The sequence below is a fragment of the Variovorax sp. GW823-FHT04B03 genome (assembly GCF_058796495.1).
Window position 1 is genome coordinate 555,514 of the sequence record NZ_JBXAIT010000003.1, and the last position, 26,671, is coordinate 582,184.

22 protein-coding genes are annotated in these 26,671 nt (G+C 69.2%); 7 read left to right on the top strand and 15 right to left on the bottom strand.

Annotated elements, in window-relative coordinates; genetic code table 11:
* Nucleotides 1–7: 7 nt before the first annotated feature.
* Genes AC1RAD_RS15705 through imuA form a run of 3 tightly spaced genes read right to left on the bottom strand, consistent with a single transcriptional unit; the run spans nt 8 to nt 5,463 of the window.
* Entirely contained in the window at nt 8–3,358 is a 3,351-nt protein-coding gene (locus AC1RAD_RS15705; RefSeq protein ID WP_492735799.1) for an error-prone DNA polymerase, read from the bottom strand.
* The gene (locus AC1RAD_RS15710; protein WP_492735801.1) at nt 3,351–4,694 is read right to left on the bottom strand and encodes a Y-family DNA polymerase; all 1,344 of its coding nucleotides are present in this window, start codon (nt 4,692–4,694) and stop codon (nt 3,351–3,353) included. The genes AC1RAD_RS15705 and AC1RAD_RS15710 overlap by 8 nt, the downstream gene beginning before the upstream one ends.
* A complete protein-coding gene (gene imuA, locus AC1RAD_RS15715; RefSeq protein ID WP_492735803.1) occupies nt 4,663–5,463 on the bottom strand; it encodes a translesion DNA synthesis-associated protein ImuA in 801 nt (266 codons plus the stop codon). Before imuA ends, AC1RAD_RS15710 begins: the two co-directional genes overlap by 32 nt.
* Before the next feature lie 111 nt (nt 5,464–5,574).
* Here imuA and AC1RAD_RS15720 point away from each other — a divergent pair, with 111 nt between their 5' ends.
* On the top strand, nt 5,575–6,702 hold the full coding sequence (locus AC1RAD_RS15720; RefSeq protein ID WP_492735805.1) for an ABC transporter substrate-binding protein: 1,128 nt from the start codon (nt 5,575–5,577) through the stop codon (nt 6,700–6,702).
* A 170-nt stretch (nt 6,703–6,872) separates the two neighbouring features.
* Nucleotides 6,873–7,700, top strand: a complete 828-nt coding sequence (locus AC1RAD_RS15725) for an aldo/keto reductase (protein WP_492735807.1) — start codon at nt 6,873–6,875, stop codon at nt 7,698–7,700.
* Here the strand turns inward: AC1RAD_RS15725 and AC1RAD_RS15730 are convergent.
* The 7 genes from AC1RAD_RS15730 to AC1RAD_RS15760 form a co-directional block, all read right to left on the bottom strand.
* A complete protein-coding gene (locus AC1RAD_RS15730) occupies nt 7,687–8,649 on the bottom strand; it encodes a Bug family tripartite tricarboxylate transporter substrate binding protein (RefSeq protein ID WP_492735809.1) in 963 nt (320 codons plus the stop codon). The genes AC1RAD_RS15725 and AC1RAD_RS15730 overlap by 14 nt on opposite strands.
* 14 nt (nt 8,650–8,663) lie before the next feature.
* Nucleotides 8,664–9,791 (bottom strand): porin, encoded by a 1,128-nt coding sequence (locus tag AC1RAD_RS15735; RefSeq protein ID WP_492735811.1) that lies wholly within the window; start codon nt 9,789–9,791, stop codon nt 8,664–8,666.
* A 126-nt stretch (nt 9,792–9,917) separates the two neighbouring features.
* Complete coding sequence (gene ilvD / locus AC1RAD_RS15740; protein WP_492735813.1) at nt 9,918–11,618, bottom strand: dihydroxy-acid dehydratase; 1,701 nt, start codon at nt 11,616–11,618, stop codon at nt 9,918–9,920.
* Nucleotides 11,615–12,076 (bottom strand): aconitase X swivel domain-containing protein, encoded by a 462-nt coding sequence (locus AC1RAD_RS15745; RefSeq protein ID WP_492735815.1) that lies wholly within the window; start codon nt 12,074–12,076, stop codon nt 11,615–11,617. The genes ilvD and AC1RAD_RS15745 overlap by 4 nt, the downstream gene beginning before the upstream one ends.
* On the bottom strand, nt 12,073–13,368 hold the full coding sequence (locus AC1RAD_RS15750; protein WP_492735817.1) for an aconitase X: 1,296 nt from the start codon (nt 13,366–13,368) through the stop codon (nt 12,073–12,075). The genes AC1RAD_RS15745 and AC1RAD_RS15750 overlap by 4 nt, the downstream gene beginning before the upstream one ends.
* 53 nt (nt 13,369–13,421) lie before the next feature.
* Nucleotides 13,422–14,264, bottom strand: a complete 843-nt coding sequence (locus tag AC1RAD_RS15755) for an IclR family transcriptional regulator (RefSeq protein ID WP_492735819.1) — start codon at nt 14,262–14,264, stop codon at nt 13,422–13,424.
* An 89-nt stretch (nt 14,265–14,353) separates the two neighbouring features.
* The gene (locus AC1RAD_RS15760; protein WP_492735821.1) at nt 14,354–15,808 is read right to left on the bottom strand and encodes an FAD-dependent oxidoreductase; all 1,455 of its coding nucleotides are present in this window, start codon (nt 15,806–15,808) and stop codon (nt 14,354–14,356) included.
* Nucleotides 15,809–15,974: 166 nt separating this feature from the next.
* Between AC1RAD_RS15760 and AC1RAD_RS15765 the strand changes: the two genes are divergently transcribed.
* Nucleotides 15,975–16,970 (top strand): Bug family tripartite tricarboxylate transporter substrate binding protein, encoded by a 996-nt coding sequence (locus AC1RAD_RS15765; protein ID WP_492735823.1) that lies wholly within the window; start codon nt 15,975–15,977, stop codon nt 16,968–16,970.
* On the top strand, nt 16,967–17,971 hold the full coding sequence (locus AC1RAD_RS15770; protein ID WP_062475649.1) for a Bug family tripartite tricarboxylate transporter substrate binding protein: 1,005 nt from the start codon (nt 16,967–16,969) through the stop codon (nt 17,969–17,971). The genes AC1RAD_RS15765 and AC1RAD_RS15770 overlap by 4 nt, the downstream gene beginning before the upstream one ends.
* A 27-nt stretch (nt 17,972–17,998) precedes the next feature.
* Here the strand turns inward: AC1RAD_RS15770 and AC1RAD_RS15775 are convergent, their stop codons facing one another.
* Both AC1RAD_RS15775 and AC1RAD_RS15780 read right to left on the bottom strand, forming a co-directional pair.
* Nucleotides 17,999–18,877 (bottom strand): alpha/beta fold hydrolase, encoded by an 879-nt coding sequence (locus tag AC1RAD_RS15775; protein WP_492735825.1) that lies wholly within the window; start codon nt 18,875–18,877, stop codon nt 17,999–18,001.
* A 31-nt stretch (nt 18,878–18,908) separates the two neighbouring features.
* Nucleotides 18,909–19,736, bottom strand: coding sequence for a DODA-type extradiol aromatic ring-opening family dioxygenase (locus tag AC1RAD_RS15780; RefSeq protein WP_369647440.1), 828 nt, complete (start codon nt 19,734–19,736; stop codon nt 18,909–18,911).
* A 100-nt stretch (nt 19,737–19,836) separates the two neighbouring features.
* Between AC1RAD_RS15780 and AC1RAD_RS15785 the strand changes: the two genes are divergently transcribed.
* Both AC1RAD_RS15785 and AC1RAD_RS15790 read left to right on the top strand, forming a co-directional pair.
* Entirely contained in the window at nt 19,837–20,772 is a 936-nt protein-coding gene (locus tag AC1RAD_RS15785) for a LysR family transcriptional regulator (RefSeq protein WP_492735827.1), read from the top strand.
* A gap of 94 nt (nt 20,773–20,866) precedes the next feature.
* Complete coding sequence (locus AC1RAD_RS15790; RefSeq protein ID WP_492735829.1) at nt 20,867–22,723, top strand: ABC transporter ATP-binding protein; 1,857 nt, start codon at nt 20,867–20,869, stop codon at nt 22,721–22,723.
* Nucleotides 22,724–22,730: 7 nt separating this feature from the next.
* On the opposite strand, the gene AC1RAD_RS15795 is transcribed toward AC1RAD_RS15790, so the two are convergent.
* Nucleotides 22,731–23,159, bottom strand: a complete 429-nt coding sequence (locus AC1RAD_RS15795; RefSeq protein ID WP_095744943.1) for a VOC family protein — start codon at nt 23,157–23,159, stop codon at nt 22,731–22,733.
* Nucleotides 23,160–23,244: 85 nt separating this feature from the next.
* Here AC1RAD_RS15795 and AC1RAD_RS15800 point away from each other — a divergent pair, with 85 nt between their 5' ends.
* Nucleotides 23,245–23,838 carry a TetR/AcrR family transcriptional regulator gene (locus tag AC1RAD_RS15800; RefSeq protein ID WP_492695684.1) on the top strand — a complete coding sequence of 198 codons (594 nt, stop codon included), beginning with the start codon at nt 23,245–23,247 and terminating at the stop codon, nt 23,836–23,838.
* On the opposite strand, the gene tssF is transcribed toward AC1RAD_RS15800, so the two are convergent.
* Complete coding sequence (gene tssF / locus AC1RAD_RS15805; protein WP_095744941.1) at nt 23,835–25,715, bottom strand: type VI secretion system baseplate subunit TssF; 1,881 nt, start codon at nt 25,713–25,715, stop codon at nt 23,835–23,837. The two genes, AC1RAD_RS15800 and tssF, sit on opposite strands and share 4 nt — an antisense overlap.
* Nucleotides 25,716–25,776: 61 nt before the next feature.
* Nucleotides 25,777–26,367, bottom strand: a complete 591-nt coding sequence (gene tssE, locus AC1RAD_RS15810) for a type VI secretion system baseplate subunit TssE (protein WP_492735832.1) — start codon at nt 26,365–26,367, stop codon at nt 25,777–25,779.
* Nucleotides 26,368–26,671 lie beyond the last annotated feature (304 nt).

Below are 26,671 nucleotides of genomic sequence, written 5' to 3' on the forward strand. Positions count from 1 at the left end.
CAATGCCTCAGTGGAAGTCGCGGCTGGTGTTGCTCTGCGCCAGCCGGCCCAGCAGCGGCGTGAGGTCCTTGAAGCCCGTGGCGATCAGGTGCTGCACCTTGCCGCCGCTGTCGTCGTCGCGCTGCCAGGTGCCCTGCACCGCGAGCAGGTGCGACTTGAGCAGCGGCTCGCGCCAGGCCTCGATGACGTGGCTCCAGACGATCACGTTGACGTTGCCGGTCTCGTCCTCCAGCGTGACGAAGATGGTGCCGTTGGCGGTGCCGGGCCGCTGCCGGCCCTTGACGATGCCGCAGGCGCGCACGGTCTGGCCGCTGCGCGCGGCGCGCAGTTCGACCGCGCTCAGGAGCCGCATGCGCGCGAGGCGCGGGCGCAGCAGCGCGAGCGGATGGCGGCGCAGCGTGAGGCCCAGCGCCGCGTAGTCGCCGACGATTTCCTCGCCCTCGGGCGCGGCCGGCAGGAGCAGCGCCTGTTCGTGGATCGGCACGCCCTTGAGCAGAGCCGACGAGCGATGCTGCGCCGTGGCGTCCCACACCTGCTGGCGCCGATGGCCCGAGAGCGACATCAGCGCATCGGCCGCGGCGAGCGCGGCCATGTCCTTGCCTTCGAGTTCGGCGCGCAGGGCCAGGTCTTCGGTGCTGGTGAAAGGCGCTTGTGCGCGCGCTGCGAGCAAACGCCTGGCGCCGGCTTCGCTGAGGCTCAGGACCCGGTTCAGGCCCAGCCGCACGGCGGGCTGGTTCTCGTTGCCCAGGCGCTCGGCGTAGCGCGTGTCGGTGCCTGGCAGCATGCGCGGCGCATCGGGCGCGCGGGCTTCGAGCGTGGTGTCGATCTCGCTGCACGTGACGTCGACCGGCCGCACCTCGACGCCATGGCGGCGCGCGTCCTGCACCAGCTGCGAGGGGCTGTAGAAGCCCATCGGCTGCGAGTCGAGCAAGGCGGCGAGGAAGCAGGCGGGTTCGTAGTTCTTGAGCCAGCTGCTGATGGTGACCAGCAGCGCGAAGCTCGCGGCGTGGCTTTCGGGGAAGCCGTAGTCGCCGAAGCCCATGACCTGCTTGAAGATGGCTTCTGCAAAGCTGGCCTTGTAGCCGTTGCCAGTCATGCCGTTCACGAGCTTGTCGTGGAACTTCCCGAGACCGCCCTTGCGCTTCCAGGCGGCCATCGCGCGGCGCAGTTGATCGGCTTCGTCGGCCGTGAACTTCGCTGCGATCATCGCGATCTGCATCACTTGCTCCTGGAAGATCGGGATGCCCAGCGTGCGTTCCAGCGCCTCGCGCAACTCGTCTTTCTCGTAGTGGATCGGCAAGCCCTTGAGCACCCGCTCGCGCTGCTTGAGGTACGGATGCACCATCCCGCCCTGGATGGGCCCCGGCCGCACGATCGCCACCTCGATCACCAGGTCTTCATAGGTACGCGGCTTCAGGCGCGGCAGCATCGACATCTGCGCCCGGCTCTCGATCTGGAACACGCCGATGGTGTCGGCGTCGCAGATCATGTCGAACACGTTGGGGTCGTCGTTGGGGATGTGGTGCATCTCCATCGTCGAGTTGCGCCAGCGGTTCATGTGGTCGAGCCCGCGGCGGATGGCGCTGAGCATGCCCAGCGCGAGCACGTCGACCTTGAGCATGCCCATGGCTTCGAGGTCGTCCTTTTCCCACTGGATGACGGAGCGGTCTTTCATCGACGCCTTCTCGACCGGCACCAGCCGCGTGAGCTTGGTGTGCGTGAGCACGAAGCCGCCGACGTGCTGGCTCAGGTGGCGCGGAAAGCCCTTGAGCTTTTGCGTGTGCTCGATCCACTGCATCAGCTTGAGCCGGTCTTCCTTCACGCCGACGCGCGCGGCGGCCTTGTCGAGCTGCTCGCCGAGCACGGTGTCGTCGAACCAGTAGTGGTCCTTGGCGAATTCGTCGACCAGCCGCTCGTCGATGCCGATGGCCTTGCCGACGTCGCGCAAGGCGCTGCGCGAGCGGTAGCAGATGACGACGGCGGCGATGGCGGCGCGCTCGCGGCCGTACTTCTCGTAGATGTACTGGATGACGAGTTCGCGTTTCTGATGCTCGAAGTCGACGTCGATGTCAGGCGGCTCATTGCGATGGCGGCTCAGAAAGCGCTCGAACAGCAAGGTGGCCTTGTCGGGGTTGACGGCGGTGATGCCGAGGCAGTAGCACACCGCCGAGTTGGCCGAAGAGCCGCGCCCCTGGCAGAGGATGTCCTGCGAACGCGCGAAACGCACGATGTCCTCCACCGTGAGAAAGAACATCTCGTACTTGAGCTCGGCGATCAGCACGAGCTCTTTCTCTACCTGCGCGCGCACCTTGTCGGTAATGCCGCCCGGGTAGCGCATTGCCGCCCCTTCCCAGGTCTTGCGCACCAGCGTCTGCAAGGGTGTCTCGCTGTTTCCCACGGTTTCGAGCGGGTACTTGTAGTTGTCGCGAATCACCTTCGGATCGAACCTGCACCGCCCGGCCACCACCAGCGTGTTCGCCAGCATGTCGGGCAGATAAAGCTCTGCCAGCCGCATCCGCTGACGCAGGTGCCGCTCCGCATTCGACTCCAGCGCAAAGCCGCACTCGGCGACGGTCTTGCCCTCGCGCACGGCTGTCAACACGTCGTGCAGCGGCTTGCAGGCACGCACGTGCATGTGCACGTCGCCGGCCGCCACGAGCGGCACGCCCGTCTGCTCGCTCGCCTGCATCAGCGTGACGAACCTGAGGTCGTCGTCGAGCTCGTTGAGCATTTCCACGGCCAGCCAGAGGTTGCCCGCATACAGCGCCTTGGCAGCCAGCAGGTCTTCATGCAGCGTGGCGACATCCATCGCATCACCCGGGCTGCACTGCGGAACGAAGAGCACCTGGCAGTCCTGCAGCGAAGCCACGTCGCTGCCCTCCCAGCTCACGCGGTACTCGCCCTTGGGCAATTCGGTGTTGCGCGCAGCGGTGATGAACTCGCAGAGGTTGCCCCAGCCTTCGGTGTCGTTCGCGATCACCACGAGCTTGAAGCGCTCGAAGTGGAATTCGCTGCCGAACAGCAGGCGGAAGGCGGGGTTGCGCGGGATCGGTGGTTCATCCGGGTGCTCGCGCTCGTACGCGTCGAGCTTCGCAGGCAGATCACGCAATGCGACATAGGCACGCACGATGCCCGCCACCGAGCATTCATCGGTGATCGCCAGCGCCGAGTAGCCCAGGTGATAGGCGCGCTCCACCATGTCCTCGGGCATCGATGCGCCGCGCTGGAAGCTGAAGTTCGTGAGGCAGTGCAGCTCGGCGTAGTCGGGCAACCCCGGCACCGGCTTCTGCCGTTGCGGCAGCACATGCACCTTGGCAGGCTGGCGCTTGCGCTCTTCCTTGCCGCTCAGGTCAGGCATAGAAGCCTTGCAGGTACCAGCGCACCTCGCCCGACGAAAAGCGCGTGGCGGGCCGCTCGCGGAAGATCCACACCAGGCCGGCCTCGGGGCTTTCGGCCACGTAGTAGTCGCGCATCGCGGGCTGGCCGCCGTCTTCTTCTCCGCCCCACCAGCCGGCCTCCACGCGCTGCGGCCCGACCAGCTTGCGCAGCGGCCCGCAGTAGCACGGGCGCTCGCCGTCCATCTCGAGCCGCAAGGGCTCGGGCAGCAGCCAGGGCGGGTAGATCGCATCGGGCTGCGAGGCGGCGTCCTTGCGGGCCTTGTCGGGTGCCGGGGTTTTCTCTTTCTGCAGCGCGGGCCGCCACCGCTGCTGGCGCTCGGGCCGGTGATCGGCCTGCGCGATCGGCACCACCACCTGGTCGGCGCCGAGCCGCACGCTGAGCCGTTCGACCATCTCGTGCAGCTTGTCGCCCTTGCGGTTGTCTTCCGGCAGGAAGCTGGTGCTGGCGCCGGCCAGCGGATCGGTTTCGAGCGTGCGCAGCTTCAGCCAGCTCGCGGGCGCGGCCAGCGTGGTGAGCGCGAGTTTTTCGGACAGCAGGCGGCGCAGGTGCGCCATGTCCTGCGTGGGCTCTGCCGTGCGCACGGTGAGCTGCTGGTGCGGCGGCAGGGTCACGCCGTTGAGGCGCCGCAGGTCGAGCGTCCATTGCAGCTCGAGCGCACGCGCGCCGCGCTGGCGGGCGCGCAGCCAGATCTGCAGCGCCGAGAGCAGGCGGTTGGCCGACCACATGAGTTCGGGCCCGGTCTCGGCCAGCGCGGGCAGTTCGAGCTTCTGCTCGAACACGTCGGGCAGCGTGAGCCAGGCGTGGCTTTCGGGGCGCAGGCCCCAGGCGATGTCGAGCGCCTCGCGCAGCCCGGCACCGAAGCGCCGCGCCAGCCCGCCGCGCGGCAGCGCCGCCACCTCGCCCCAGGTGCGGCAGCCCAGGCGCGCGAGCAGGTCGAGGTGGCCCTGCGCGGCCGTCAGCGTGTCCAGCGGCAGGCCGGCCGGCACCTCGGCGGGCCGGTGCTCGTCGCGTGCGAACAGGCGCAGCCGCGCCAGCGCGATCAGGCTGGTGGCGCCCTGCGCGCCGCGCATGCGCGCGTCGGGCGCGGGGTTGAGGGCCAGCAGCTGGCGCATCAGCGGCGCGCGACCGCCCCACAGGCGTTCGCAGGCCGAGACCTCGAGCATCAGCGCCTCGTCCTGCCAGGCGACGTGCGGCGTGAACTGCAGCGCCCACCAGCCCAGGGCTTCGGGCGGGGGCATGTCGGGGGCGTCGGCTTCTTCGGACTCAGACGACCACTGCAAGGCGATCCAGTGCATCCGGGCCTCCTTTCCATGCGTCGATGCGCACCACCGTGGCCGACGGCGCGGCGGCGGCCGGCGCCACGGGCGGCTGCAGGCGCAGCTGGCGTCGCACGCGGGCGGCGGCCAGCAGCGCGCTCATGCGGGCGTTGCGCGCCGTCACCCGCACCGGCGCGGCCAGCGGCGGCCCCCGGCGCTTGAGCAGATGCAGCGCGATCTGCGCCGGGTCGTCCGGGCAGCGCTCGGCGCGCAGGCGCAGGCGCGCGGGCGAGGCCGACAGCGCCACCGACTCGGGCCGGCACACGAACAGCAGCACCTCGTGCTGCGCGGCCGCCAGCTGCAGCCGCCGCAGCTCGCCCACGCGGGCCTGCGGCAGCCAGGCGACGACGGCGGCGATCTCGGCGCAGCGCAGCGCCTGCTCGCAGGCCCACAGCCGCGCGGCCGGGGCGTCGCTGCGCACGCACATCAGCGCCTCCACCGGCAGCCCCTGCGCCGCCAGCGCGGTGCCGCAGGGTTCGTAAGGCGCGCCGACCAGCACCACCGGCCCGCCGCGCGCTTCCACGGCCTGCGCCAGCGCGGGCAGCAGCAGGCGCCAGACATGGGCCTCGGGCGTGGCCTGCAGCAGCTCCGTCATCGCGCCCACGGGCCAGCCGCCGCCGGGCAGCTCGGCGTCGAGCGCGGCATGCCCGGTGGCCACGACCTGCGCGTCGGCCAGGCCGAGTTCGTCGGCGTGCCAGACGCCGCGGCCCGCGGCGGTGGAAAAGGAGTCGAGGAAAGGGAGGCCCATGATTGCAGTTGTTAACTGTATTTTTATACAGTATTCCCCAGGTCGCAACCAGCGATCGATTTACCTGCGAAGGCCCGCGCCTTAAGATCGGTTTATTAACAATTAGTGACCATGAGACACAAAATGATTCACCTGCGGTTTCTGGCCCTCGCCGCGCTCGTCCTCGCAGGGGCGCCCGCCTCGGCCCAGCCCGCCAAGCCGCTCCTGATCGGCCAGACCTACGTGCAGACCGGCCCGCTCGCGTCGCTGTCGACCGAGCCGCTGGTGGGCATCCGTGCCATGTTCACCGCGCTGAACGCGAGCGGCGGCGTCAACGGCCGCCCGGTCGAGCTGCGCCAGCTCGACGACGCCTACGACCCCGCCAAGGGCGCCGAGAACGTCAAGACCTTCGCGCGCGACGGCGCCATCGGCGTGCTGATGCCCATCGGCACCTCGTCGGCGGTCGGCGCGCTGAAGGCGGCCAACGAGCTGAAGATTCCCGTCGTCGGCCCCTACACGGGCGCGGGCCCGGTGGTGAAGTTCAGCGAGTTCGGTTTTCCGGTGCGCATCAGCTTCGACGAGGAATACAGCCGCATCGTGAACCACCTGTTCACCATCGGCCTGTCGCGCATCGCCTTCGCGCACAACGACAACCCCGGCGCGCGCTCGGCGATGGAGAGCACGCAGAAGTTCATTGCCGAACGCGGCGACAAGATGGTCGGCAGCGTGGCCATCAAGAACGACGGCTCCGACGCGGCCGAACGCGCCGCCGAGCTGGCCAAGCTCAAGCCCAAGGCCGTGGTGCTGTCGGCCACCAACGACGTGGCGGCGAAATTCATCGCGGCCTACCGCGCGACCGGCGGCGAGACGGCCTTCTATTCGTTCTCGTTCCTGAATGGGCAAAAGCTGTTCCAGGACATCAAGAAGGACGCGGCCGGCGTGGTCATCTCGCAGGTCGTGCCCTATCCGTGGAACAGCGCGATGCCGGTGATCGCCGAGTACCAGGCGGCGATGAAGAAGATCGGCATGACCGAGTTCAGCTACGCCAGCCTGGAGGGCTACGTCACGGCCAAGGTCATGGTCGAAGGCCTGAAGCGCGCGGGCGCCAACCCCACGCCCGAGTCGCTGCAGAAGGGCCTGGAGTCATTCAAGACGCTGGACCTCGGCGGCATCGCCGTGTCGTACCGGCCCGGCGAGCACCGCGGGCTGACCTTCTCGGAACTGTCGATGCTCAAGGCCGACGGGCGCTACCTGCGCTGAGCCCTTCCGCCCGCCGGCATGGCGGGCGCAGAATTTCGTTCGTGACGCCCACCACGAACGCGCCCCTCCTCCCAGCCCTCACGCGCGCCCGGTTGTTCCGACTGGGCGCAGCCCTGTGCGCAGGTGCCGCGCTCCCCTCCTTCGCCCAGCAGCCACCCCGCAGGCCCGCGATGCAGATGACCACCCGCCCCATTCCCTCCACGAAGGAAGCCCTGCCGATCGTCGGCTGCGGCACCTGGATCGGCTTCGACCAGCGCCCCGGCACCGACGAATACAGGCGCCTGCCCGGCGTGCTCGACGCGCTCTTCGCGGCCGGCGGCACGGTGATCGACAGCTCGCCGATGTACGGCCGCTCCGAGGAAACCACCGGCGAACTGCTGGCCGCCGCGAAGCCGGGCGCCAGGCCCTTCCTCGCGACCAAGGTCTGGACCTCGGGCCGCGAAGCCGGCATCGCGCAGATGGAGCAGTCGTTCGCGCGGCTGCGCACGAAAGAGATCGACCTGATGCAGGTGCACAACCTCGTCGACTGGCGCACCCATCTCGCCACGCTGCGCGGCTGGAAGGAGAAAGGCCGCGTGCGCTACATCGGCATCACCCACTACACCGCCTCGGCCTACGACGAGGTCGAGGCCGTGCTGCGCGCCGAGACGCTCGACTTTTTGCAGATCAACTACTCGCTCGATGCGCGCGATGCCGAACAGCGCCTGCTGCCGCTCGCGGCCGAGCGCGGCGTGGCGGTGATCGTCAACATGCCCTTCGGCGGCGGTGGCCTGCTGCGCCGCCTGCGCGACAAGCCGCTGCCCGCCTGGGCCGGCGAGATCGGCTGCACGAGCTGGGCGCAGGTGCTGCTGAAGTTCGTGCTGAGCCACCCGGCCGTGACCTGCACGATCCCGGGCACGGGCCGCGCGGAGCACATGGCCGACAACGCCGCGGCCGGCGCCGGCACCTTCCCCGATGCCGCCTTCTGGCGCCGCGAGGCCTCTTCTATTCGAACTTGACGTTGTGCTCCCGCACGGTCGCGCCGAAGGCGTCGTACTGCGTGCGGAAGAACTCGGCGAACTTCGCGGGGCTCATGCCGTAGCCCTCGAAGCCCTGCTGCACCAGTTGCGCATGCACGTCGGGCCGCTTGAGCGTGTTTTGCAGTTCCTGCGAGAGCCTGTCGGTGATCTCCTTCGGCAGCCCCGGCGGCCCGAAGAAGCCGGCCCAGGGCGTGATCGTGAGCTTGCCCAGCCCCAGCTCGCCGCCCGTCGGCACATCGGGCAGCAGGCCGCTGCGCTGCGGCAGCAGCGTGACCAGCGCGCGGATGCGTCCCTCCTTCACGAAGCCTGGCGCCAGCGTGCCGGTGGTGAACATCATCTGGATCTGCCCGCCCAGCAGGTCGGTCATGGCCTGCATGTCGCCCTTGTAGCGCGCGTTGACCACCTTGCGCTCGCCCAGCAACTGCAGCATCGCAAGCTCCGAGGCGCTGTTGCTCGAGGCCGAGTTGAGCGCGCCGGGCTTCGACGCCACGAGCGCCAGCAGCTCGTTCACGCTTTTCACCGGCAAGCTCGACGGCACCACGAGGAACATCGAGAACTGCCCCGCCGAGCTGATCGGCGTGAAGGCCTTGAACGGGTCGTAGGGCGAGGTCGGCCGCAGCGTGGGCGCGGCGACCATCGCGGTGTTGGTGCCCATCAGCAGCGTGTAGCCGTCGGGCTTGGCCGACGAGGTGGCCTGCGCCGCGAGCACGCCGTCGGCGCCGGGTCGGTTCTCCACGATCACCTGCTGGCCGAGCTGTCTCGACAGCCCCTCCGCGATGATCCGCGTGAGCGAATCGGCGCCGCCGCCGGGCGCGAAGCCGACGATCAGCCGCACGGGCTTGTTCGGATAGGCGTCGGCGCTCCAGGCCGCAGCGCCGGGCAGTGCCGTGGCGGCGAGGGCCGCGAGAGTCAAGGTTCTGCGTCGCATGAAAGCCTCCTTGTTCAGAAGAGGTGCCGCACACCGAACTCCCAGCCCGACGAGCGCATTCCGCCCGCCGGCGCGCTGCCGCCGCTCACCACGTAGCGCGCCTGCCCGCTGTTCATCAGCCGCGCGTAGGTGCCGTACAGCGCGGTGCGCCGGGAGAGGTTGTGCACGTAGCCGATGCCGAACTGGCGCGCGTCGTCGCGGTTGCGCGGCATGCCGTTGGCGTTGCGCAGGCTCTCGTCGCTGCGGTCGTCCAGGTAGGCGTAGCTCACGCGGATGCGCCCGACCTCGAAGGCCGGGATGTGCGCGCCGATCTCGACGGTGTTCTTGCGCAGCGTGCCGGCCGCGAGCTTCACCGTCACCTTGTTGTAGAGCGCGAAGAACTTCGCAAAGCCCGCGTCCCACGAACCGCCGATGTTGGCGTGCGTGTAGTTGCCGATGGTGGAGGTGGCGTTGAAGTGCGAGCGCGTCACGGCCGCGGCGATGTCGAACGCGCCCGAGGCGAAACCGAACCGCGCGCCGCCGAAGTTGCCGTCGTCGCGGTTCGGCGCCGTGGAGTTGTTCTCGCCCGAGCCGATCATCGCCATGCCGTAGAAGCCGCCCAGCTTGGCCGGCAGCCAGTAGCTCACCGTGTTGCTGCCGGTGATGGCCGTGGGCAGCGGCCCGGTGCCCGCGCCGGCGAAGGTGAGGTTGCCCGCGCGCGCCACGCCGTTGGCATTGAAGGGGTCGAAGTAGATGCTGTTGTAGTGCGTGGGAATGAAGTCGTGGCCCAGCCGCACTTCGCCCAGCGAATCGTGCGACAGGCTCACGAAGGACATGCGGTCGAAGGTGATCGGTCCCGCCGGGCCCGCCCCGCTCGTCTGGTTGTTGGTGTTGCTCGGCCGGCCGGTGCCCAGGTCGGGGTTCAGGCTGCCTTCGAGCCAGAAGCCCGCGCGCAGGCCCCCGCCCAGGTCTTCGGTGCCGCGAAAGCCGATGCGGCTGGTCGAGAGCCCGCCGTTCGACAGCGCCTTGATCGAACCGCCGCCCTCGCCTTTTGTGTACTGGACGCCGAGGTCCATCACGCCGAACACGGTGACGCTGGATTGCGCGTGCGCCGCGCCGCTGCTGGCCAGGCCAATGGCCGACCACATCAAAAGTCTCTTCATGGTTTCTTGTCTCCTGCTCTTTTCTTGGTTGAAAACTCTGGAATCACTCGGAATGACGCGCAGGGCTGCGCCACCGGGTGCGCACGGGGGTGCGCACCGGTTGGCGAAGGCCGGGGTGAAAAAGGTCTAGCTGGCGGGCTGCGGGCGCTCCGTGCGCACGAGCACTGCCCCCTTGGACAGCGGGCTCACGTTGCGCCGGTACTGCTGCAGCCAACCGGTGTCGAAGGCCGGCGGCGGCGCCTGCCAGTCGGCGCGGCGCGCGGCGAGTTCGGCGTCGGTCAATGCGATGTCGAGGCGGCGCGCGTCGAGGTCGATGGTGATCACGTCGCCGTCGCGCACCAGCCCGAGCGGACCGCCCAGTGCCGCCTCGGGCGACACCTCGGCCACCACGAGCCCCTTGCAGACGAGACCCGAGAGATGCCCGTCGGTCAGCAGCGCGACCTGGTCGCCGAGCCCCGCGCCATCGACCGCGAAGACCACGCGCGATGCGCCGCCGCCCATGGCCGGTCCGCCGCACGCGCCGGCGCCGCGCATCACGACCACCTGGCCGGGGACGATCTCGTTGTTCTTGATCGCGGCGATGGCGGCGTCCGAGGTCCAGAAGCACACGGCCGGCCCGGTGAAGCGCCGCACCTTGCGCTCGGCGATGCCGGTCTTGATGAGGCCCGACTCGGGCGCGAGGTTGCCACGCAGCAGCACGATGGCGGGCAGCGGCGCAACCGGGTGGTCGATGGGGCGGATCACCTCGGCGTCCCTCACTTCGGCGTGGCGCAGGTTGTAGTCGACGGTGCCGCCGGTCACCGTGCGCGCGCCCGTGTCGAGCAAGGGTGCGAGCTGCTTCATCAGCGCGCGGCAACCGCCCGCCGCCTCGAAGGCCTCGATCGAATGCGCGCCGATGGGCCGCACGCCGGCCAGCACCGGCGTCGTCGGGCCGAGGCTTTCGAAGAGGCCGTACACGTCGACGCCGCACTCGCCTTCGGTCGATATCGCCTGCAGGTGCTTGGCCGTGTTGAGCGAGCCGCCAACGGAGAGCACTGCACGCACCGCGTTGGCGAAGGCGCCGGCCGAGAGGATGTCGCGCGGCTTCAGGTCGTCCAGCACCATCTGCACGATGCGCGTGCCGGCCGCGCGCACGTCGTCCATCATCTTCGGGCTCAGCGCGGCGACCGGCGCGCTGCCGGGCAAGGCCATGCCGAGCGCCTCGCACACGATGTGCATCGAGTTCGCCGTGCCCAGGCCCGAGCACACGCCCGGCCCGCGGATCGCCTCGCGGCTCATGCCCACGAGTTCTTCCACGGGCAGGTGGCCGGTGACCGCGTGCATCGCGCCGATGAACACCTCCTCGATGTCCATGTGCTTGCCGCGGTACTCGCCGCTGGGCTGGTAGCCGCAGGGCACGAGCAAGGTCGGGATGTTGAGCCGTGCGGCCGCCATGAGCTGCCCCGGCACCGTCTTGTCGCACGAGGTGAGGCAGACCATGCCGTCGAGCTGCGCGCCTTCGACCGCGACTTCGATGTCATTGGTCACCAGGTCGCGCGCGCCGAGCATGTAGGCGCCGCGCGCGCCCGCGCCGGTGATGAAGTCGCTGGGCGCGGCGGTGCGGATTTCGAACGGCACGCCGCCCGCCGCGCGGATCGCCGCCTTGATCTCCGCCGCCACCTTGTCGAGGTGGCTGAAGCACGCGGCCAGTTCCGAAGAGCTGTTGACGATGGCGATCTTGGGCTTCTCGCAATCCTCTTCGGGAATGCCGAGCGCGCGCCAGTGCGCATTGCGCACCGACCAGAGATAGGAGCCGCGCGGAAAGTTGCTGCGCAGGGGGCGGGTCATGGGCGGTCTCCGGTCTTGTGGTTCTTCTTGGTGATCTCGATCACGCCGCGGTCGGCGTCCACGCGCACCCAGTCGCCGGTCTCGATGCATGCGAGCGGGTCGCGCTCGAAGTCGGTCATCGAGGGCGAGTGCGTCACCACGGCGCCGAGCGCCATCTTGGTCGTCATCTCGTTGAACAGGAACGCCGCGGGCGCGGAGTTCATGAGCCGCGTCATGTGGAACATGGCCGACCAGCCCGACGAGCCCTTGGCGCCCGGAAACACCAGCACCTTGCCCGCGAAGCTCTGGCCGCGCAGTTCGTGCCGCGTCTCGATGACGGTGCCGGTGCGCGGATCGATGCCGCCCCAGCCCGAGATGCGGTCGCGCGTGACCAGCGCCTCGCCTTCCGCGACACCGCCGACCACCTTGCGGCCGCGGATCACGATGGTCTTCTCTTCGGTCATGACGGCGGCGTTCATGCGTAGCCTCCGTTCCAGCGACCGGTGCAAGCGGCGTCGATGCATTCGGCCGTGCTGCCGAACCACGCCTGCACACCGAGGATGGCGGGCAGGTAGTGCGCCTGCTTGGCCGAATCGAGCGCCACGGTCTTCGTGCCCTTGGGCACGGCGCGGCTCATGGCCGAGCAGCTGTCGCTCATGAGGATGCCGCCCGCGTCCTCGATGATCTTCGTGTAGCCGTTGCGGTCGGCCAGCGACTTGATGGCGCGCGGCGTGAAGATCCACAGCTCGCAGTCGGGGTGCACACGGCGCCCTTCGATGAGCTGCGCGGCCTCCCAGATCTGCTCGATGGTGTAGTGCGGGCAGCCGAGCATCACGTACTGGACTTCGCTGTCCTTGCCGGTGACGTTGATCTTTTCGTAGGTGGCGCGGCGCTCGGCCTCGCCATAGCGCAGCACCTCGATGGGCGCCTTGCCGCCGAGCGCCTGCGCCAGCGTCAGCGCCTCGGGCGTCACGCCGGCGATGTGGTACATCTCCACGCCGCCTGAGGACGAGGCGGCCGCGCCGAAGTGCTTGAGCCGCGGCAAGTTCGGCACGCGGCCGATGCCGCGCCGGCTGTGCACCACCGGCACGCGCTCCTGCACGTGCTCGCCGATGTAGTAGCCGAGCAGGCCCCAGTCCTGCACCGACTCGACCTCGATGTCCAGCTCGATCACATGCGTCGCGCGGCGGTTCTCTTCGAGGTGGTAGCCCCAGTAGGGAATGCGCCCGGTGAGCATCGCCGCGCCCGTGCTCTCGCGGCCTTCAGTGTTGGTGCGAGCGCCCAGCACCGAGTTGCAATACACCACCGCCGACGATTCCATCCATGCGCAGTGCTCGCCGCGCGTCGGGATGTTGCCCACCTGGTAGGGCGTGCAGGTGTTCATGATCTGCGCGCCAAGGCCGGCCGCATGGCGCTCGCTCTTGTTGTAGAACTGGACGATCTCCTCGCTCACGCCCATGCGCTCGGGCTGGCCGGGGTCGAAGCCCAGCTGCAGGTGGCTCGTGAAGACCTTGAACTTCGGGATCTCGACCGTCTCCTGGCTGTCGAGGCTGAATTCGGAGAACACCGCGTCCATGCCGCCGCCCTTGGCGAGCGCGAAGTCGCGCTGGAAGGGCGTGGTCGAGGTGATGGTGGCGCAGACGTTGCGCGTCTCGACCAGTCGCTCGGCGCCGAGGGCTTCGCCATAGCGCATCAGCAGGTCCATCGCCTTCTGCACGGCCGGTCCGTCGCGGCCGTCGTACATGGCTTTTTCTTCATCGCTCAGGTGCATGACCTGTGTCTCCGTTCTTCTATGTCGTGGGGGATCGAACCCCGGCCGGGTTGCTAGCCCGGCAAGGGCGTGGGCACATGCCCGCCGATGTCGCGCGCGATAGTGAGCGCGATGTCGTGGAGACGCGGTGCGAGTTCGTTGCGCAATCTGTCTTCGGTGAACACGAAAGCGGCGCCGCCGCCGTTGAGCGCCATCACCTCGCCGTCGGGGCCGATGAGCGGCACCGACACCGAGTTGATCTCGCGGTGGAATTCGCCGAGCGAGAGGCAGTAGCCCAGCCGCTTGGCTTCGCCGATGGCGCGCGTCATGGGCGCGGCAATGCCGTCCCACTCGGGGCCGCGCAGGAGGCGCATCGAATCGACCAGCTGGTTGCGCTGCGCATCGGGCAGCGCCGAGAGGTACGCGCGGCCGAGCGCCGAGTTCGGCAGCGGCGCACGCGAGCCCACGTCCAGCCGCGCCGAGAGCATCGAGGAGCGCGGGCGGCAGGCCTCGATCAGCACCATCTCCATGCCGTCGCGCACCGCGAGGTAGACGGATGCGCCCACCTCCTCCGCCATCGCCTGCATGCTGGGCCGCGCGGCGGCGCGCACATCGAGGCTGCCGAGGAACACGCGCGAGAGCGACACCACGCCCGGCCCGAGCATGAAGCGGTCGGGCGCCTGCGCGGGCTTGAGCATGCCCAGCGAGAGCAGCGTCGCGACCAGCCGGTTGACCGTGGGACGCGGGATGCCGGTGATGCGCGCGACGTCGGCGTGGCCGAGCACCGGGCGGTCTTCGCTGAAGCAGCGCAGCACCGAGATGCCGCGCTCCAGTGCACTCACGGTGTCGGAACGTTCGCCGCGCGACTCGGACGCATCGGCCGCGGAAAGAGAGCTGTCGTTTTTATCGGTGGACATGGAAGGACCCTTTGAACGCTTTGCAAGACTCTGCAATGTAGAGGCTCGCGAAAGGAGGTCGGCCGGGTTCATGGCAAAAAGGGGCCGGCTCAGGCGCTGGCTTCGGCCGCGACGGGGGCCGCGCCCTGCCCGGCTTCGCCCCCGGCCCGCAGGTACACGCCCTGCGCCAGCAGCGCGGACTGCAGCGCGCCGGTGTCGACGAAGCGCGGCGCGATGCCGCCCTGCGACGCCAGCGCCGCCGCCACGCCCGCGGCTTGGCCCGTGATCCAGCACTGCGGAATCTCGCGCATGAAGCCATGCGAGTTGCGGTCGCACGAGATGTGGCGCCCGCACGCCACGAGGCCGTCGAGCTGCTGCGGCACCAGCGCGCCATAGGGGATGGAGATGTTCGGGAATTTCGGCGACACCGCGGGCGTCACGCCGATCTCGTCCGCCAGCGCCACGCCGTCGGGCCACTGGCTGCGCAGCACCGCGCCCACGCCGGTGAGGCGCCGCGCATGGCGCACGCCGATCTGCGGCGCGCTCAGCATCAGGTAGGCGTCCTCGAAGCCGGGCGCGTGCGCCTTGAAGTAATCGAGGTGCGCGGCCATGGCGCGGTGCGAGCGCACTTCGACGGCCGTGAGGTCGTCCACGTCGAGTGCCGAGTAGCCCGACTGGCGCGGCCCCATGAAAAGCGCCACGTCGTTGCGCCACGAGACGAAGGGCCGCTCGAAAAGGCCCAGCTGCTCGCGTCCGCGCGCCATGAAGCCGGCGAAGGCCTCGGGCTGACCGGCCTTGAAGTCGATCCAGCGGTTCATGTCCACGCCGCCGAAAAGCCACGAGGTGTTCATGCAGTGGTGCACGTCGGCTTCTTCGATGTCGTTCACGTAGGCGGCGCCGGCACGGGCGAACAGGTCGCCGTCGCCGGTGGCGTCGACCACCACGTCGGCCATGATGGCCATGCGGCCTTCCTTGCTCTCGAAGACCACGCCCTTGACGGCACCGTCCTGCACGATCGGAATGGCGGCCCACGAGTGGTAGATGAGCTTGACCTTGCGCTCCAGCACGATCTCCTGCGAGAGCAGCTTCAGGCGCTCGGGGTCGATGGTGGGCGACCAGGTGACGATGCCGTGGTAGGCGGCCGTGCGCTGCGACCAGTGCGCGGCCTTGGCCACGTCCTGCGAGCCCCAGTCCTCGCGCTGCGGGCCGGCAATGGCGTCGGCGGGCAGGCGGTCGAACAGCTCTTCGGCGAAGCCGCGGATCACCAGCTTGCCTTCCCAGTCGGTCATGCGGTCGATCCAGATCACGAGGCCGCCGGTCGACAAGCCGCCCAGGTGGTTGTAGCGCTCGAGCAGCGCCACGTCGGCGCCCGCACGAGCGGCAGCCGCGGCTGCGGCGGTGCCCGACGGGCCGCCGCCGACCACCAGCACGCCGCAGCGGTGATAGACCGGAATGTTCTTGCCGGGCTCGGCCCAGCTGCCGTGGTCAGGGCGCTTGACGCGGCTGTCGCGGTCGAAGATGTCGGAGGACAGGATGCGCTCGTCGGTGCGGACGACAGTTTTCATGAGATGGGTGTCTTGGATGGGCTGTTTCGTCGTATTTTGATTTCAATGTTCATTTTGTCAAATACAAAAGCCAGTAAAAGGCGTTTGTTCGGGGTATTCCCTAGTCAATATGGATTTTTATGATTTTCTAAATCAATATTAGGAGAACATTCCAACGGAGACATCGATGAAGAGACTCAACGGCACCCGCCGTGCGTTCGGCACGGCCCTCGGCGCCGCGGCTTTGCTGGGCCTGGCGCCGCTCGCGTTCGCGCAGGACTTTCCGGCGCGCAACAAACCGATCCGCATCGTCGTGGGCTTCACCGCCGGCGGCGGCACCGATGCGCAGGCGCGCATCGTGGCGCAGAAGCTCGGCGAGGTGCTGGGCACCAGCGTGATCGTCGACAACAAGCCCGGCGCGAGCACCATGCTCGCGGCCAACGAGGTCTCGCGCGCCTTGCCCGACGGCTACACGCTGCTGTACGCGCCCTCGTCCACGATGGCGCAGAACCCGCACACCTTCGCGCAGGTGCCCTACGACCCGTTCAAGGACTTCACCGCCATCTCGATGGGCGGGCGCGGGCCACTGGTGCTGTCGGTCAGCACCACCGTGCCCGCCAACAACGTGAAGGAGCTGGTGGCCTACGTGAAGGCCAACCCCGGCAAGGTGAGCTACGCCTCGTTCGGCGCGGGCACCTCGTCGCACATCTACGGCGAGGCCTTCGTGAAGAAGACCGGCGTCGATGCGGTGCACATCCCCTACAAGGGCGGCTCGGACGCGGCCAAGGACCTGATCGGCGGGCGCGTGCAGTACATGTTCGACTCGGCTTCGTCGGCCATCATCACCTCGGCCACGGGCAAGGTGAAGGTGCTGGCCATCGCGGCGAACGCGCGCATCCCGGCGCTGCCCGACGTGCCCACCTTCGCCGAACAAGGCTACGCGGGGCTGGACCTGCCGAGCTGGCTCGGTTTCTACGGGCCGGCGCGCATGCCGGCGCCGGTGGTGGCCAAGCTCAACGCGGCGCTCACGCAGGTGCTGGCGATGCCGCAGGTGCGCGAGTTCTATCGCACGGGCGGCTACGAAGCGGGCGCGACCACGCCGGAAGAATTCGCCGGCATCACGCGCACGACCTACGAGCGCTGGGGCGCGATGGTGCTGCAGGTAGGCTTGGCCAAGCAATGAGCCCTTCTTCTTTCATCACCCGACGCAGCGCGGCCGCATGGCTTGCGCTGGGCGCGATCGCCCTGCCGCTGTCTTCATTCGCAGCCTCACCGGCGGACTTTCCGGTCAAGGGCCGCAGCATCCGCATCGTGCTCGGCCTGGCGGCCGGCGGCGCCTCCGACGCGCAGGCGCGCTTCGTCGCCAACAAGCTCGGCGAGGTGCTGCAGACGCCGGTCATCGTGGAGAACCGCCCGGGCGCGAGCTTCATCCTCGCGACCGAGGAGGTGATTCGCGCGGCGCCCGACGGCTACACCTTCATGTACGCGCCCTCTTCCGTGGTCGCGCAGAACCCGCAGACGCTGGCACAGGTGCGCTACGACCCGTTCAAGGACCTGACGCCGATCTCGCTCGGCGCGCGCGGCCCGCTGGTGCTGACGGTGCACACCAGCGTGCCGGCGCGCAACGTGCAGGAGCTGGTGGCGTACATCAAGGCCAACCCGGGGAAGATGAGCTACGCCTCGTTCGGCACCGGCACCTCGTCGCACATCTACGGCGAAGCTTTCGCACGGCAGGCCGGGCTCGACGTGGTGCACGTGCCCTACAAGGGCGGCGCCGATGCGGCGAAGGACTTCCTCGCGGGCCGCGTGCAGTACTACTTCGACGCGGCGCCCAACGCCATCCAGAACACGGCCACCGGCAAGGTGCGCATGCTCGCGGTGGCGGCGCCCAAACGCAGCGCGATGCTGCCCGACGTGCCCACGATGAGCGAGCAAGGCGTGAGCGGCGTCGACATGGCGAGCTGGCTCGGCTTCTACGGCCCGGCGCGCATGCCGGCACCGGTGGTCGCCAAGCTCAATGCCGCGCTGGCGCAGGTGCTGGCGATGCCGGCCACGCGCGACTTCTTCCGCCAGGGTGCGTACGAGGCCGAATCGTCGACCCCGCAGCAACTGGCCGACCTGACGCGCACGACCTACGACCAGTGGGCCGAGACCATCCGCAAGCTCGGCCTCACGAAGCAGTAACGGAGTAACGGGTCGCGGCTGCGAAGTTCAGCCGAAGAACTTCAGCAGCCGCGCATTGGTCTCGGCGGCGCGCTCGTACTGCACCCAGTGCCCCGCGCCGTCGATCACCACGCCTTCGCGGCCAGGACCTTCGCTGGCCAGTTGCGCCACCAGCGGGCGCGAATCGGCGGTGACGTCGAACTCGCCCCACAACAGCAGCGTCGGCACGCCCAGCGTATCGATCGCGGTCTGCAGCCCGCCCGAGAGCGACACCTCCTTGCTGCGAAAGCGCGTGCCGTGGCACGAGAGGTCGTGGATCTCGAAGGCCAGCGGATCGATGGCGGCGGGCGCGTGCAGCATCAGCGCGCCCAGGTTGTGCATGAGCGCGGCGCGCTCGGTCTCGCGGTCGGGGGCGGCGCGCCAGTTGATCATCTCGACCGTCATGCGGCGCAAGGTGCCGTGGCCGCCGCTGCCCATCAGCGCCAGCCGGCGGATCGCGCCGCGCCGCACCGCGAAGCGCGCGGCGGTGAGCCCGCCGAACGAGAAGCCGCCCAGGTCGATGGGCGTGCCGGCGCCGATGAGCGCGTCGAGCGTGCCGCCGAGCGCGGCCTGGAGCGGCACCAGCGCGTCCTCGCCGGGCGCCACGCGCGGCAGCGCGTCGGAATCGTGAAAGCCGGGCATGTCGGGCAGGAGCAGCGTGCGCTGCGCCGACAGCGCCTCGGCATTGCGCAGCCAGTGCATCCAGCTGCCGTGGCCGCCGTGCAGCAGCACGATGGGCGGCTGCGTCGTGTCGGTGCCGAAGCGGCGCCAGCGCACGCGAATGCCGTCGTGCACCGGGTCGTGCGAGGTGGACAGGGCTTCGATGCGGGCAATCTGGCGCCGGGCTTCGGCGGATTCGTCGGGGGTGGGAAGAGCGGGCGTGGGCATGGCTTCATTCTGCCGCGCGGCCCGCGTGCCTTCAGGCCGCGCCGAAGCGGTAGCTCGACACCACGAGCCCGCCCATGAAGGCGTCCTCGTGGTAGACGCGCTCGCCGACGTCGCCCTCGGCCGCACCCACCGCGACCATCAGCGGAATCAGGTGCTCCTCGCGCGGGTGCGCCATACGCGCCGACGGGGCCGAGGCCCAGTCCTGCAGGCGTTGCACGCGCGCCTGCGGCGTGGCCTGCACGGCCGTCTCGTCGAGCCAGTCGCCGAAGGCCTTGGACACGCCGTGCGCCTGCGGGCCGAAGTTGCGCAGGTTGTGATAGCTCAGGCCGCTGCCGACGATGAGCACGTTCTCGTCGCGCAGTGGCGCGATGGCGCGGCCCAATGCCAGGTGCTCGGCCGGGTCGAGCCCGCGCCGCAGCGACAGCTGCACCACCGGCACGTCGGCGTTCGGGTACATCGCGGCCATCGGCGAGAACATGCCGTGGTCGTAGCCACGCTCGGGGTCGATCTGCGCCGGCAGGCCGGCGGCGGCGATCAGCGACTGCACGCGCTGCGCGAGTTCGGGCGAGCCGGGCGAGGCATAGCGCACCTCGTAGGTGTGGGCCGGAAAGCCGCCGTAGTCGTAGATCATGGGCGGGCGCGGGTTGCCCTGCACCGTGAACACGGGCGACTCCCAGTGCGCCGAGACCATGAGGATGGCGGCCGGCGTGCGGCCGATCTGGCGCGGCATGTCGGCCAGCGAGGCGGCGAGCTGGTCGTAGGTGGCGCCCATCTCCTTCTTCATCCAGGGCCAGGGGCCGCCGCCGTGCGAGATGAAGTACGTGGGCAGGCGGGAAAGCGTGTTGGTGTCGTGGGTCAAGTCGATGCTCCTTGAAGGCGTTGGATCGACTGTAGACATTTCCTTTCAGGAAATCGACAGGCTACGATGCATCGAATCCTTTCTTCACAGGAAATCATCGATGGACCGCATGACCAGCCTGCGCGTGTTCCGCGAGGTCGTCGAGGCCGGCAGTTTCGTGGCGGCGGCCGAGCGCCTGGGCCTGTCGGCGCCGATGGCCAGCAAGCACGTGGCGCAGCTCGAAAAATCGCTGGGCGCGCGGCTGCTGCACCGCTCGAGCCGCCACCTGAGCCTGACCGAGGCCGGCACCGCCTGGTACGAGCAGAGCCGCCGCGCGCTCGACCTGCTCGACGCGGCCGAAGCCGCCATCGGCCAGACCAGCGACGCGCCGCGCGGCCAGCTCAAGGTGAGCGCGCCCGTGTGGTGCGCCACGCCGCGCTTTGCGCGCGTGCTGGCCGACTACCGCGCGGCGTACCCCGAGGTGCTGGTCGACATGCACCTGGAGAACCGCAAGGTCGATCTCGCGGCCGACGGCTACGACCTGGCCTTGCGCGCCACGCAGGAGCCCTCGCCCGCGCTCATCGCGCGGCCGCTGTGCCGCGTGCCCTTTCATCTTGCGGGCACGCCGGCCTACCTGAAGCGCCACGGCGCCCTGCCCGCGGTGCCGGCCGACCTCGCGAAGCTGGGCGCGATCGTGCCCAGCTACGTGAACCTGGACAACCTCGCGCTCAAGGGGCCGGGCGGGCGCATGTTCCCGCTGCGGCTCACGCCCGCAATGCGCTCGGACGACACCACGCTCACGCTGCACGCGGTGCGCGCCGACATGGGCATTGCGTACCTGCCCGTGTGGCTCATCGACGAAGACCTGGCGCAGGGCCGGCTGATGCGGCTGCTGCCCGCGTTCGAGGCCACGCCGGTCACGCTGTTCGCCGTGTACACGAGCCGGCAGTACATGTCGCCCAAGCTGCGAACTTTCATCGACTTCCTGAGCGCGCGGCTGGGGGGCATGGAAACAAAGGCAGCACGGGCCGACGACAGCAAGGTGCGCCGCAGCTGAAGGGTTGCTGAAGGCACCGGCCACGAACGCACCTTTTCGGGGCAAGGTCATGCATGCAGGGCTACATTCGAAGGCTCTGCTGGAGACCGATTCCTTGTTCCGCTTTTTCGAAAAACTCCTTCCCCCGTACCCCGCCGCCGAACCGACGCTGCCGCCCCAGGGCTTCTTTGCCTTCCTGTGGGCCTGCACGCACGGCGTGCGCGGCAAGATCGCCGCGATGGCGGTGCTCACGGCGGTGATGTCGACCTTCGAGGCCGCGCTGTTCGCGATCCTCGGGCGCATCGTCGACTGGCTCGGCGGCCAGGTGCCCTCGCAGCTGTGGGCCGAGCGCGGCGACACGCTGCTGTGGCTGGCCGCGTTCCTGGTGATCAGCATCGGTGTGGTGGCGCTGCAGACCATCGTGAAGCACCAGACGCTCGCGGTGAACCTGCCGATGCGCCTGCGCTGGAACTTCCACCGCTTGATGCTGGGCCAGAGCATGGCCTTCTACCAGGACGAGTTCGCGGGCCGCATCACGGCCAAGGTGATGCAGACCGCGCTGGCCGTGCGCGAAACCGTGTTCGTGCTGGCCGACGTGCTCGTGGCCATGGGCGTGTACGTGGCCACCATGATCATCCTGGTGGGCGTGCTCGACGCGCAGCTGGTGTGGCCCTTCGTCATCTGGCTGGCGCTGTACATCGCCTCGCTGGTGTACTTCGTTCCGCGCCTGGGCAAGGTCGGCAAGGCGCAGGCCGACGCGCGCGCGCTCATGACGGGTCGCGTGACCGACGCCTACACCAACATCGCGACCGTCAAGCTGTTCTCGCACACGCAGCGCGAGGCCGGCTTTGCGCGCGACGCGATGCGCGAGTTCATGAAGACCGGCTACGGCCAGATGCGGCTGGTGAGCGCCTTCGAGATCGTCAACCACACGCTGAGCATGGGCCTCACCGCCGGCATGGCGGGCATGGCGCTGTGGCTGTGGTCGCACGGCACGGTGGGCGTGGGCGCGGTGGCCGCCGCCACGGCGATGGCGCTGCGGCTGCAGGGCATGTCGCACTGGATCATGTGGGAGATGACCAGCCTGTTCGAGAACATCGGCACGGTGCAGGACGGCATGAAGACGCTGTCGCGCCCGCGCACGGTGCTCGACGCGCCCCATGCCACGGTGCTCGACGTGCCGCACGGCGAGGTGCGCTTCGAGCAGGCGAGCTTCCGCTATGGCGATGCGGGCCGCCGCGTGATCGACGACCTGAACCTGGTCGTGAAGCCCGGCGAGAAGATCGGTCTGGTCGGCCGTTCGGGCGCCGGCAAGTCGACGCTGGTGAACCTGCTGCTGCGCTTCCATGACCTGGAAAGCGGCCGCATCCTGATCGACGGGCAGGACATCTCGAAGGTCACGCAGGATTCGCTGCGCATGCACATCGGCATGGTCACACAGGACACGTCGCTCATGCACCGCTCGGTGGCCGACAACATCGCCTACGGTCGGCCCGACGCCACGCTGGCGCAGATCGAAGCGGCCGCGAAGCGTGCCGAGGCGCACGACTTCATCCAGACGCTGGGCGACGCGGGCGGACGGCGCGGCTACGAGGCGCATGTGGGCGAACGCGGCGTGAAGCTCTCGGGCGGCCAGCGCCAGCGCGTGGCGATTGCGCGCGTGATGCTGAAAGATGCGCCGATCCTGCTGCTCGACGAAGCGACGAGCGCGCTCGACTCCGAGGTCGAGGCCGCGATCCAGCAGAGCCTGTACACGCTGATGGAAGGCAAGACCGTGATCGCCATCGCGCACCGGCTCTCGACCATCGCGGCGATGGACCGGCTCATCGTGCTCGACGAAGGCCGCGTCGTCGAAGAAGGCGACCACCGCACGCTGATGGCCCAGGGCGGCCTGTATGCGCGGCTGTGGGCGCACCAGAGCGGCGGCTTCCTGGGCGACGGGCTCGAAGAAGACGAAGCCCTGCGCGCCTGAGCGGGCGTCAGGTCGGCAGCGCGCCGGCTTCGTACAGCTGCACGAACTCCCCGCTCGGCGGGATCGGCTTGATGATGTCGATCAGCACGCCGTTCGGGTCGCGCGTGATGAAGTGGCGCTGGCCGAAGGCCTCGTCGCGCAGCGACAGCAGGATCGGCAGGCCCGCCGCCTTCAGGCGCTCGTGCACCGCGTCGGGGTCTTCCACCTCGAAGTTCAGCAGCAACCCGCCCGCCACCTGCCCGCGCGCCTCGGCGGGAATGGTCGTGTGGCTGCCGTCGAGCACGGCGAGGTTCACCGAGGCATCGTCCGCCAGCTGCAGGTGCACGTACCAGTCGGTCGTGAACAGCGACACGAACCCGAAATGCGCCTGGTAGAAGGCCGCGGTGCCGGCCACGTCGTTGGTCATGATCACCGGGTAATAGCTCGTCACTTTCATGGGATGACTCCTTCGTGGATAAAACGTACAAACTGCATGTAAGTTAAATATTAATCCACAAACAGACTGCATGTAAATTAGGGTCATGGCCAAAACCCCGGCACGCACCAACCGCGAACGCACCGAAACCACCCGCCTCGCCCTGACCGAGGCGGCCCGCACGCTCTTCGTCAGCAAGGGCTACGGTGACACCTCCACGCCCGAGATCGCCATGGCCGCCGGCATCACGCGCGGGGCGCTGTACCACCACTTCAACGACAAGCGCGACCTGTTCCGCCAGGTGCTGCTGCTCGAGGCGCAGGCGGTCGCGGCCGACATCGATGCCGCCACGCCCGACGAGCTCGGCCCGCGCGAGGCCCTGCTCGTGGGCAGCGAGGCCTACCTGAAGGCGATGACGGTGCCGGGGCGCACCCGGCTGCTGCTGATCGACGGGCCCGCCGTGCTGGGCCTGGCGGAAATGATGTCGATGGACGACGCCACCTCGGCGAACTCGCTGCGCCAGGGGCTGGCGCGCGCCGGCATGGGCCGCGGCGAGGTGTCGCTCGACGCCCTCGCCCGCCTGCTGTCGGCCGCCTTCGACCGCGCGGCCCTGGAGATCGACGCCGGCGCCGATGCCGCCAAGGTGCGGGCGGCCATGCTGTGGCTGCTGGAGCAGGCCCTTCCGCCGAAGAGAAACTAGACCGCCCCTCGCCCGCCCATGCGCACGGGCCATTTCGCGACGGTGCCGCGCTGCATCGATTCGAGCGTGGTCTGCGTGAACACGTTGATGCTCACGTGCCGCGCGAGGTAGTGCTCCAGCACCAGCCCCAGCAGGTACGGGCTCGTGCCCGAGAACCCTTCTTCATCGACGCTCAGCGTGCACTGCACGCCGCGCCCGTAGATCAGCGGCCCCGCGCCCGGCAGGCGCCGCGTCACGGGCTCGATGCGCGAGCCGACGAGGCAATCGATCTGCCGGCGCAGCACGTCGTTGTCGGCGGTGACGAACAGCCGCAGCATGTCGCGCAGCGCCTGTGCGCCCTCGCGGTGCGGCATGTCGGCCAGCGGCAGGTGGTTGAAGCCCAGCTGGCGGATCAGCCGCCACGCGATCTCGCGCTGCGCGAACGGCGACTTGGGCGTGCTCGGCGCACGGATGAGGCCCACGGCCGACACCGGGATCGAATCGGCCACCGCGAGGTCGGCCTGCCCGTTGCGCGGCACGAGGCACGGCAGGTCGCGGTTGGTGAGCATCGCCTTCACCGACAGGTAGCGCAGGCTCTCGGGGTACGGCGCCTCCTGCTGGTCGACCAGCGACAGGAACACCTCGGTGCCGATGTACGGCGTGCGGGTGCCGTACTTGCGCGCCGTTTCGGACACCAGCCGCGGCTCGCGCCGCACCGAGAAGTAGCGGCCGTGGTTGCCTTCGTCTTCGTTGAGCGTCTGGTAGAGCGGGCGGAAGTCGATCTCGGCCGTGGTGCGCGCCTGCTGGCCGGCGATGCGCTGCACCGAATACACCTCGAAGTCCATTGGCCGCGAGCGGTCGGGCACGAGGTGGAACTCGGTCTGCGCGCTGTCGAGCTCGATGCGGTCGGTGCGCCGCTCGAACAGGTTGACCACCGGCGTGCTGAACAGCGCGAACTGCGCCGCATCGACCAGCGCCCCCAGCGCGCCGGGCGGCTTGCTCAGCAGCACGACGATCTCGACCTCCTTGCCGGGAATGCGCGCCAGCCCCGGCGCGAGCTGCGTGAGCGTGAAGAAGTAGAAACGCTCGGGGCACGCGAAGTACTCGTGCAGCAGGTTGTGGCCGTGGAAGGTGTTCCAGGCCAGCGGCAGCAGGCCTTCGCCCGGCCCCAGCCCTTCGTGCACCAGCGCGCCTTCGGTCACGACGTGCGGCCGGTCCATCAGCTGACCGGGCTCGCCGACAAAGGTCGCGACCGCCGAGGTGTGCAGCAGCTCGAACAGGTGCGACGCCACCTGCTCGTTGCCGCGCAGGTAGATCGGCAGCCGGTCGAGCCCCGACAGTGCCGAGAAGCCCATCTCGCCCACGATGCGCAGCCGCAGGCGCAGCGCGCCCGTCACCTGCACGTGCGGCGGCACGTAGCGCTCCAGCGCCGGGATGTCGGGCGGCGCGCCGGTGAGCCGCGCCTCGGCGATCTCGAAGGGCCACAGCGTCACGTCCTGGCTGGAGCGGAACTCGCACGGCGTCTGCTCGCCCGCGGGCACGCGCGCATGGAAGGCCGTGCCGCGCGGCACCACGAAGCCGCGCGTGAAGTCGCCCTCCTTCACGCTGGGATGCAGCTGCGCCACGGCCATCGACGGCGTGGGGCTCAGGTAGTTGGGGTACAGCACCTCGAGCAGGCGCTGCGTGAAGCGCGGAAATTCGGCGTCGAGCTTGATCTGCATGCGCGCCGACATGAAGCTGAACGACTCGATGAGCCGTTCCACGTACGGATCGGCCACCTCGATGCCGTGCATGCCCAGGCGGCGCGCGATCTTGGGGTGCGAGGCGGCGAACTCGCTCGCCGCCTCGCGCATGTAGACGAGTTCCCGGTTGTAGTACTCGAGGAGTTGCGGGTCCATGACGGTGAGCCTTCCCTGGCGTGGTTGAAGTAAAGGAGAAATGAAAAGAGACAGACAGGCTTCAGTCCGCCGCGCCGACGATGCGCATGCGGTTGGTCTCGAGGTCGACCGCGCTTTGCACCGTGAACGCCAGCGGGTACGGCTTCAGATGAATGAGCGCGCGGATCTCGAACAGCAGCACGTTGTAGGCCTCGGCCGCGCCGTCTTCCTTCATGAGCGGCACCACCTGCACGCTGTCGGGGATCAGGCGCGGCTCGTAGTCGCGGATCGCGCGGCGGATGATGCGTTCGATGTCCGCCCACTTGCGCTCCGACAGGTAGCTGCCGGCCAGCGGCGGCACGCCGTAGTTGACGGTGGAAGACGCCGCGTCGGCATGGCGCGTGCGGTCGATCAGGTCTTCGGCGTTGGTGGTGTTGAACAGCAGGGCCAGGTCGCGCTGGATGATCTCGCGCATCCGGGCCGGCGTGGCCGTGTACTCCGACGGCAGCTCGGCGCTGCGGCCGGGCGCCTCGTCGCGCAGGCGGTCGAACAGCGTGGGCAGCAGCTGCGCGTTGACGCGTGGCGCGGCGGGTGCATCGGGCCCGCGGGGCGCGCGGGCGCCGGGGTGCGCGGGGTGGGAACCTGTGAACGGGCATTGCTCGGTGAGCCGCATGACCTGGCCTTTTCTGGAAGGGGCAGAGTCTTGCGTGGATGCCCGCCGCTCATTGCAAACAATGGTCACACAGCGGGCCGGTCGCGCACGCCCACACCCATCTCGGGCATTTGTCGCCGTGTGCGCGCTTCGCGAGTCCTACAGCACGCACCGTCCCTCGCCGACACCCGCGCGCCGGCGGGCGCCCGATGCTGGGTCATCGCCAACCACAAGGAGCCTTCGCGTGAATTCCATCATCTACATCGTCGGCCTGGTCGTGGTCGTCGTCGCCGTGCTGTCGTTCTTCGGCCTGCGCTGAATCCGC

What these genes read in the sequence shown, in the direction of transcription:
- AC1RAD_RS15770 (WP_062475649.1), top strand. Translation starts at nt 16,967, where the DNA reads ATGAGCCCTTCTTCTTTCATCACCCGACGCAGCGCGGCCGCATGGCTT.
- AC1RAD_RS15750 (WP_492735817.1), bottom strand. Translation starts at nt 13,368, where the DNA reads ATGCACCTGAGCGATGAAGAAAAAGCCATGTACGACGGCCGCGACGGA.
- AC1RAD_RS15705 (WP_492735799.1), bottom strand. Translation starts at nt 3,358, where the DNA reads ATGCCTGACCTGAGCGGCAAGGAAGAGCGCAAGCGCCAGCCTGCCAAG.
- AC1RAD_RS15720 (WP_492735805.1), top strand. Translation starts at nt 5,575, where the DNA reads ATGAGACACAAAATGATTCACCTGCGGTTTCTGGCCCTCGCCGCGCTC.
- tssE (WP_492735832.1), bottom strand. Translation starts at nt 26,367, where the DNA reads ATGCGGCTCACCGAGCAATGCCCGTTCACAGGTTCCCACCCCGCGCAC.
- AC1RAD_RS15745 (WP_492735815.1), bottom strand. Translation starts at nt 12,076, where the DNA reads ATGAACGCCGCCGTCATGACCGAAGAGAAGACCATCGTGATCCGCGGC.
- ilvD (WP_492735813.1), bottom strand. Translation starts at nt 11,618, where the DNA reads ATGACCCGCCCCCTGCGCAGCAACTTTCCGCGCGGCTCCTATCTCTGG.
- tssF (WP_095744941.1), bottom strand. Translation starts at nt 25,715, where the DNA reads ATGGACCCGCAACTCCTCGAGTACTACAACCGGGAACTCGTCTACATG.
- AC1RAD_RS15785 (WP_492735827.1), top strand. Translation starts at nt 19,837, where the DNA reads ATGGACCGCATGACCAGCCTGCGCGTGTTCCGCGAGGTCGTCGAGGCC.
- AC1RAD_RS15765 (WP_492735823.1), top strand. Translation starts at nt 15,975, where the DNA reads ATGAAGAGACTCAACGGCACCCGCCGTGCGTTCGGCACGGCCCTCGGC.
- AC1RAD_RS15710 (WP_492735801.1), bottom strand. Translation starts at nt 4,694, where the DNA reads ATGCACTGGATCGCCTTGCAGTGGTCGTCTGAGTCCGAAGAAGCCGAC.
- AC1RAD_RS15735 (WP_492735811.1), bottom strand. Translation starts at nt 9,791, where the DNA reads ATGAAGAGACTTTTGATGTGGTCGGCCATTGGCCTGGCCAGCAGCGGC.
- AC1RAD_RS15775 (WP_492735825.1), bottom strand. Translation starts at nt 18,877, where the DNA reads ATGCCCACGCCCGCTCTTCCCACCCCCGACGAATCCGCCGAAGCCCGG.
- imuA (WP_492735803.1), bottom strand. Translation starts at nt 5,463, where the DNA reads ATGGGCCTCCCTTTCCTCGACTCCTTTTCCACCGCCGCGGGCCGCGGC.
- AC1RAD_RS15755 (WP_492735819.1), bottom strand. Translation starts at nt 14,264, where the DNA reads ATGTCCACCGATAAAAACGACAGCTCTCTTTCCGCGGCCGATGCGTCC.
- AC1RAD_RS15725 (WP_492735807.1), top strand. Translation starts at nt 6,873, where the DNA reads ATGCAGATGACCACCCGCCCCATTCCCTCCACGAAGGAAGCCCTGCCG.
- AC1RAD_RS15760 (WP_492735821.1), bottom strand. Translation starts at nt 15,808, where the DNA reads ATGAAAACTGTCGTCCGCACCGACGAGCGCATCCTGTCCTCCGACATC.
- AC1RAD_RS15730 (WP_492735809.1), bottom strand. Translation starts at nt 8,649, where the DNA reads ATGCGACGCAGAACCTTGACTCTCGCGGCCCTCGCCGCCACGGCACTG.
- AC1RAD_RS15795 (WP_095744943.1), bottom strand. Translation starts at nt 23,159, where the DNA reads ATGAAAGTGACGAGCTATTACCCGGTGATCATGACCAACGACGTGGCC.
- AC1RAD_RS15800 (WP_492695684.1), top strand. Translation starts at nt 23,245, where the DNA reads ATGGCCAAAACCCCGGCACGCACCAACCGCGAACGCACCGAAACCACC.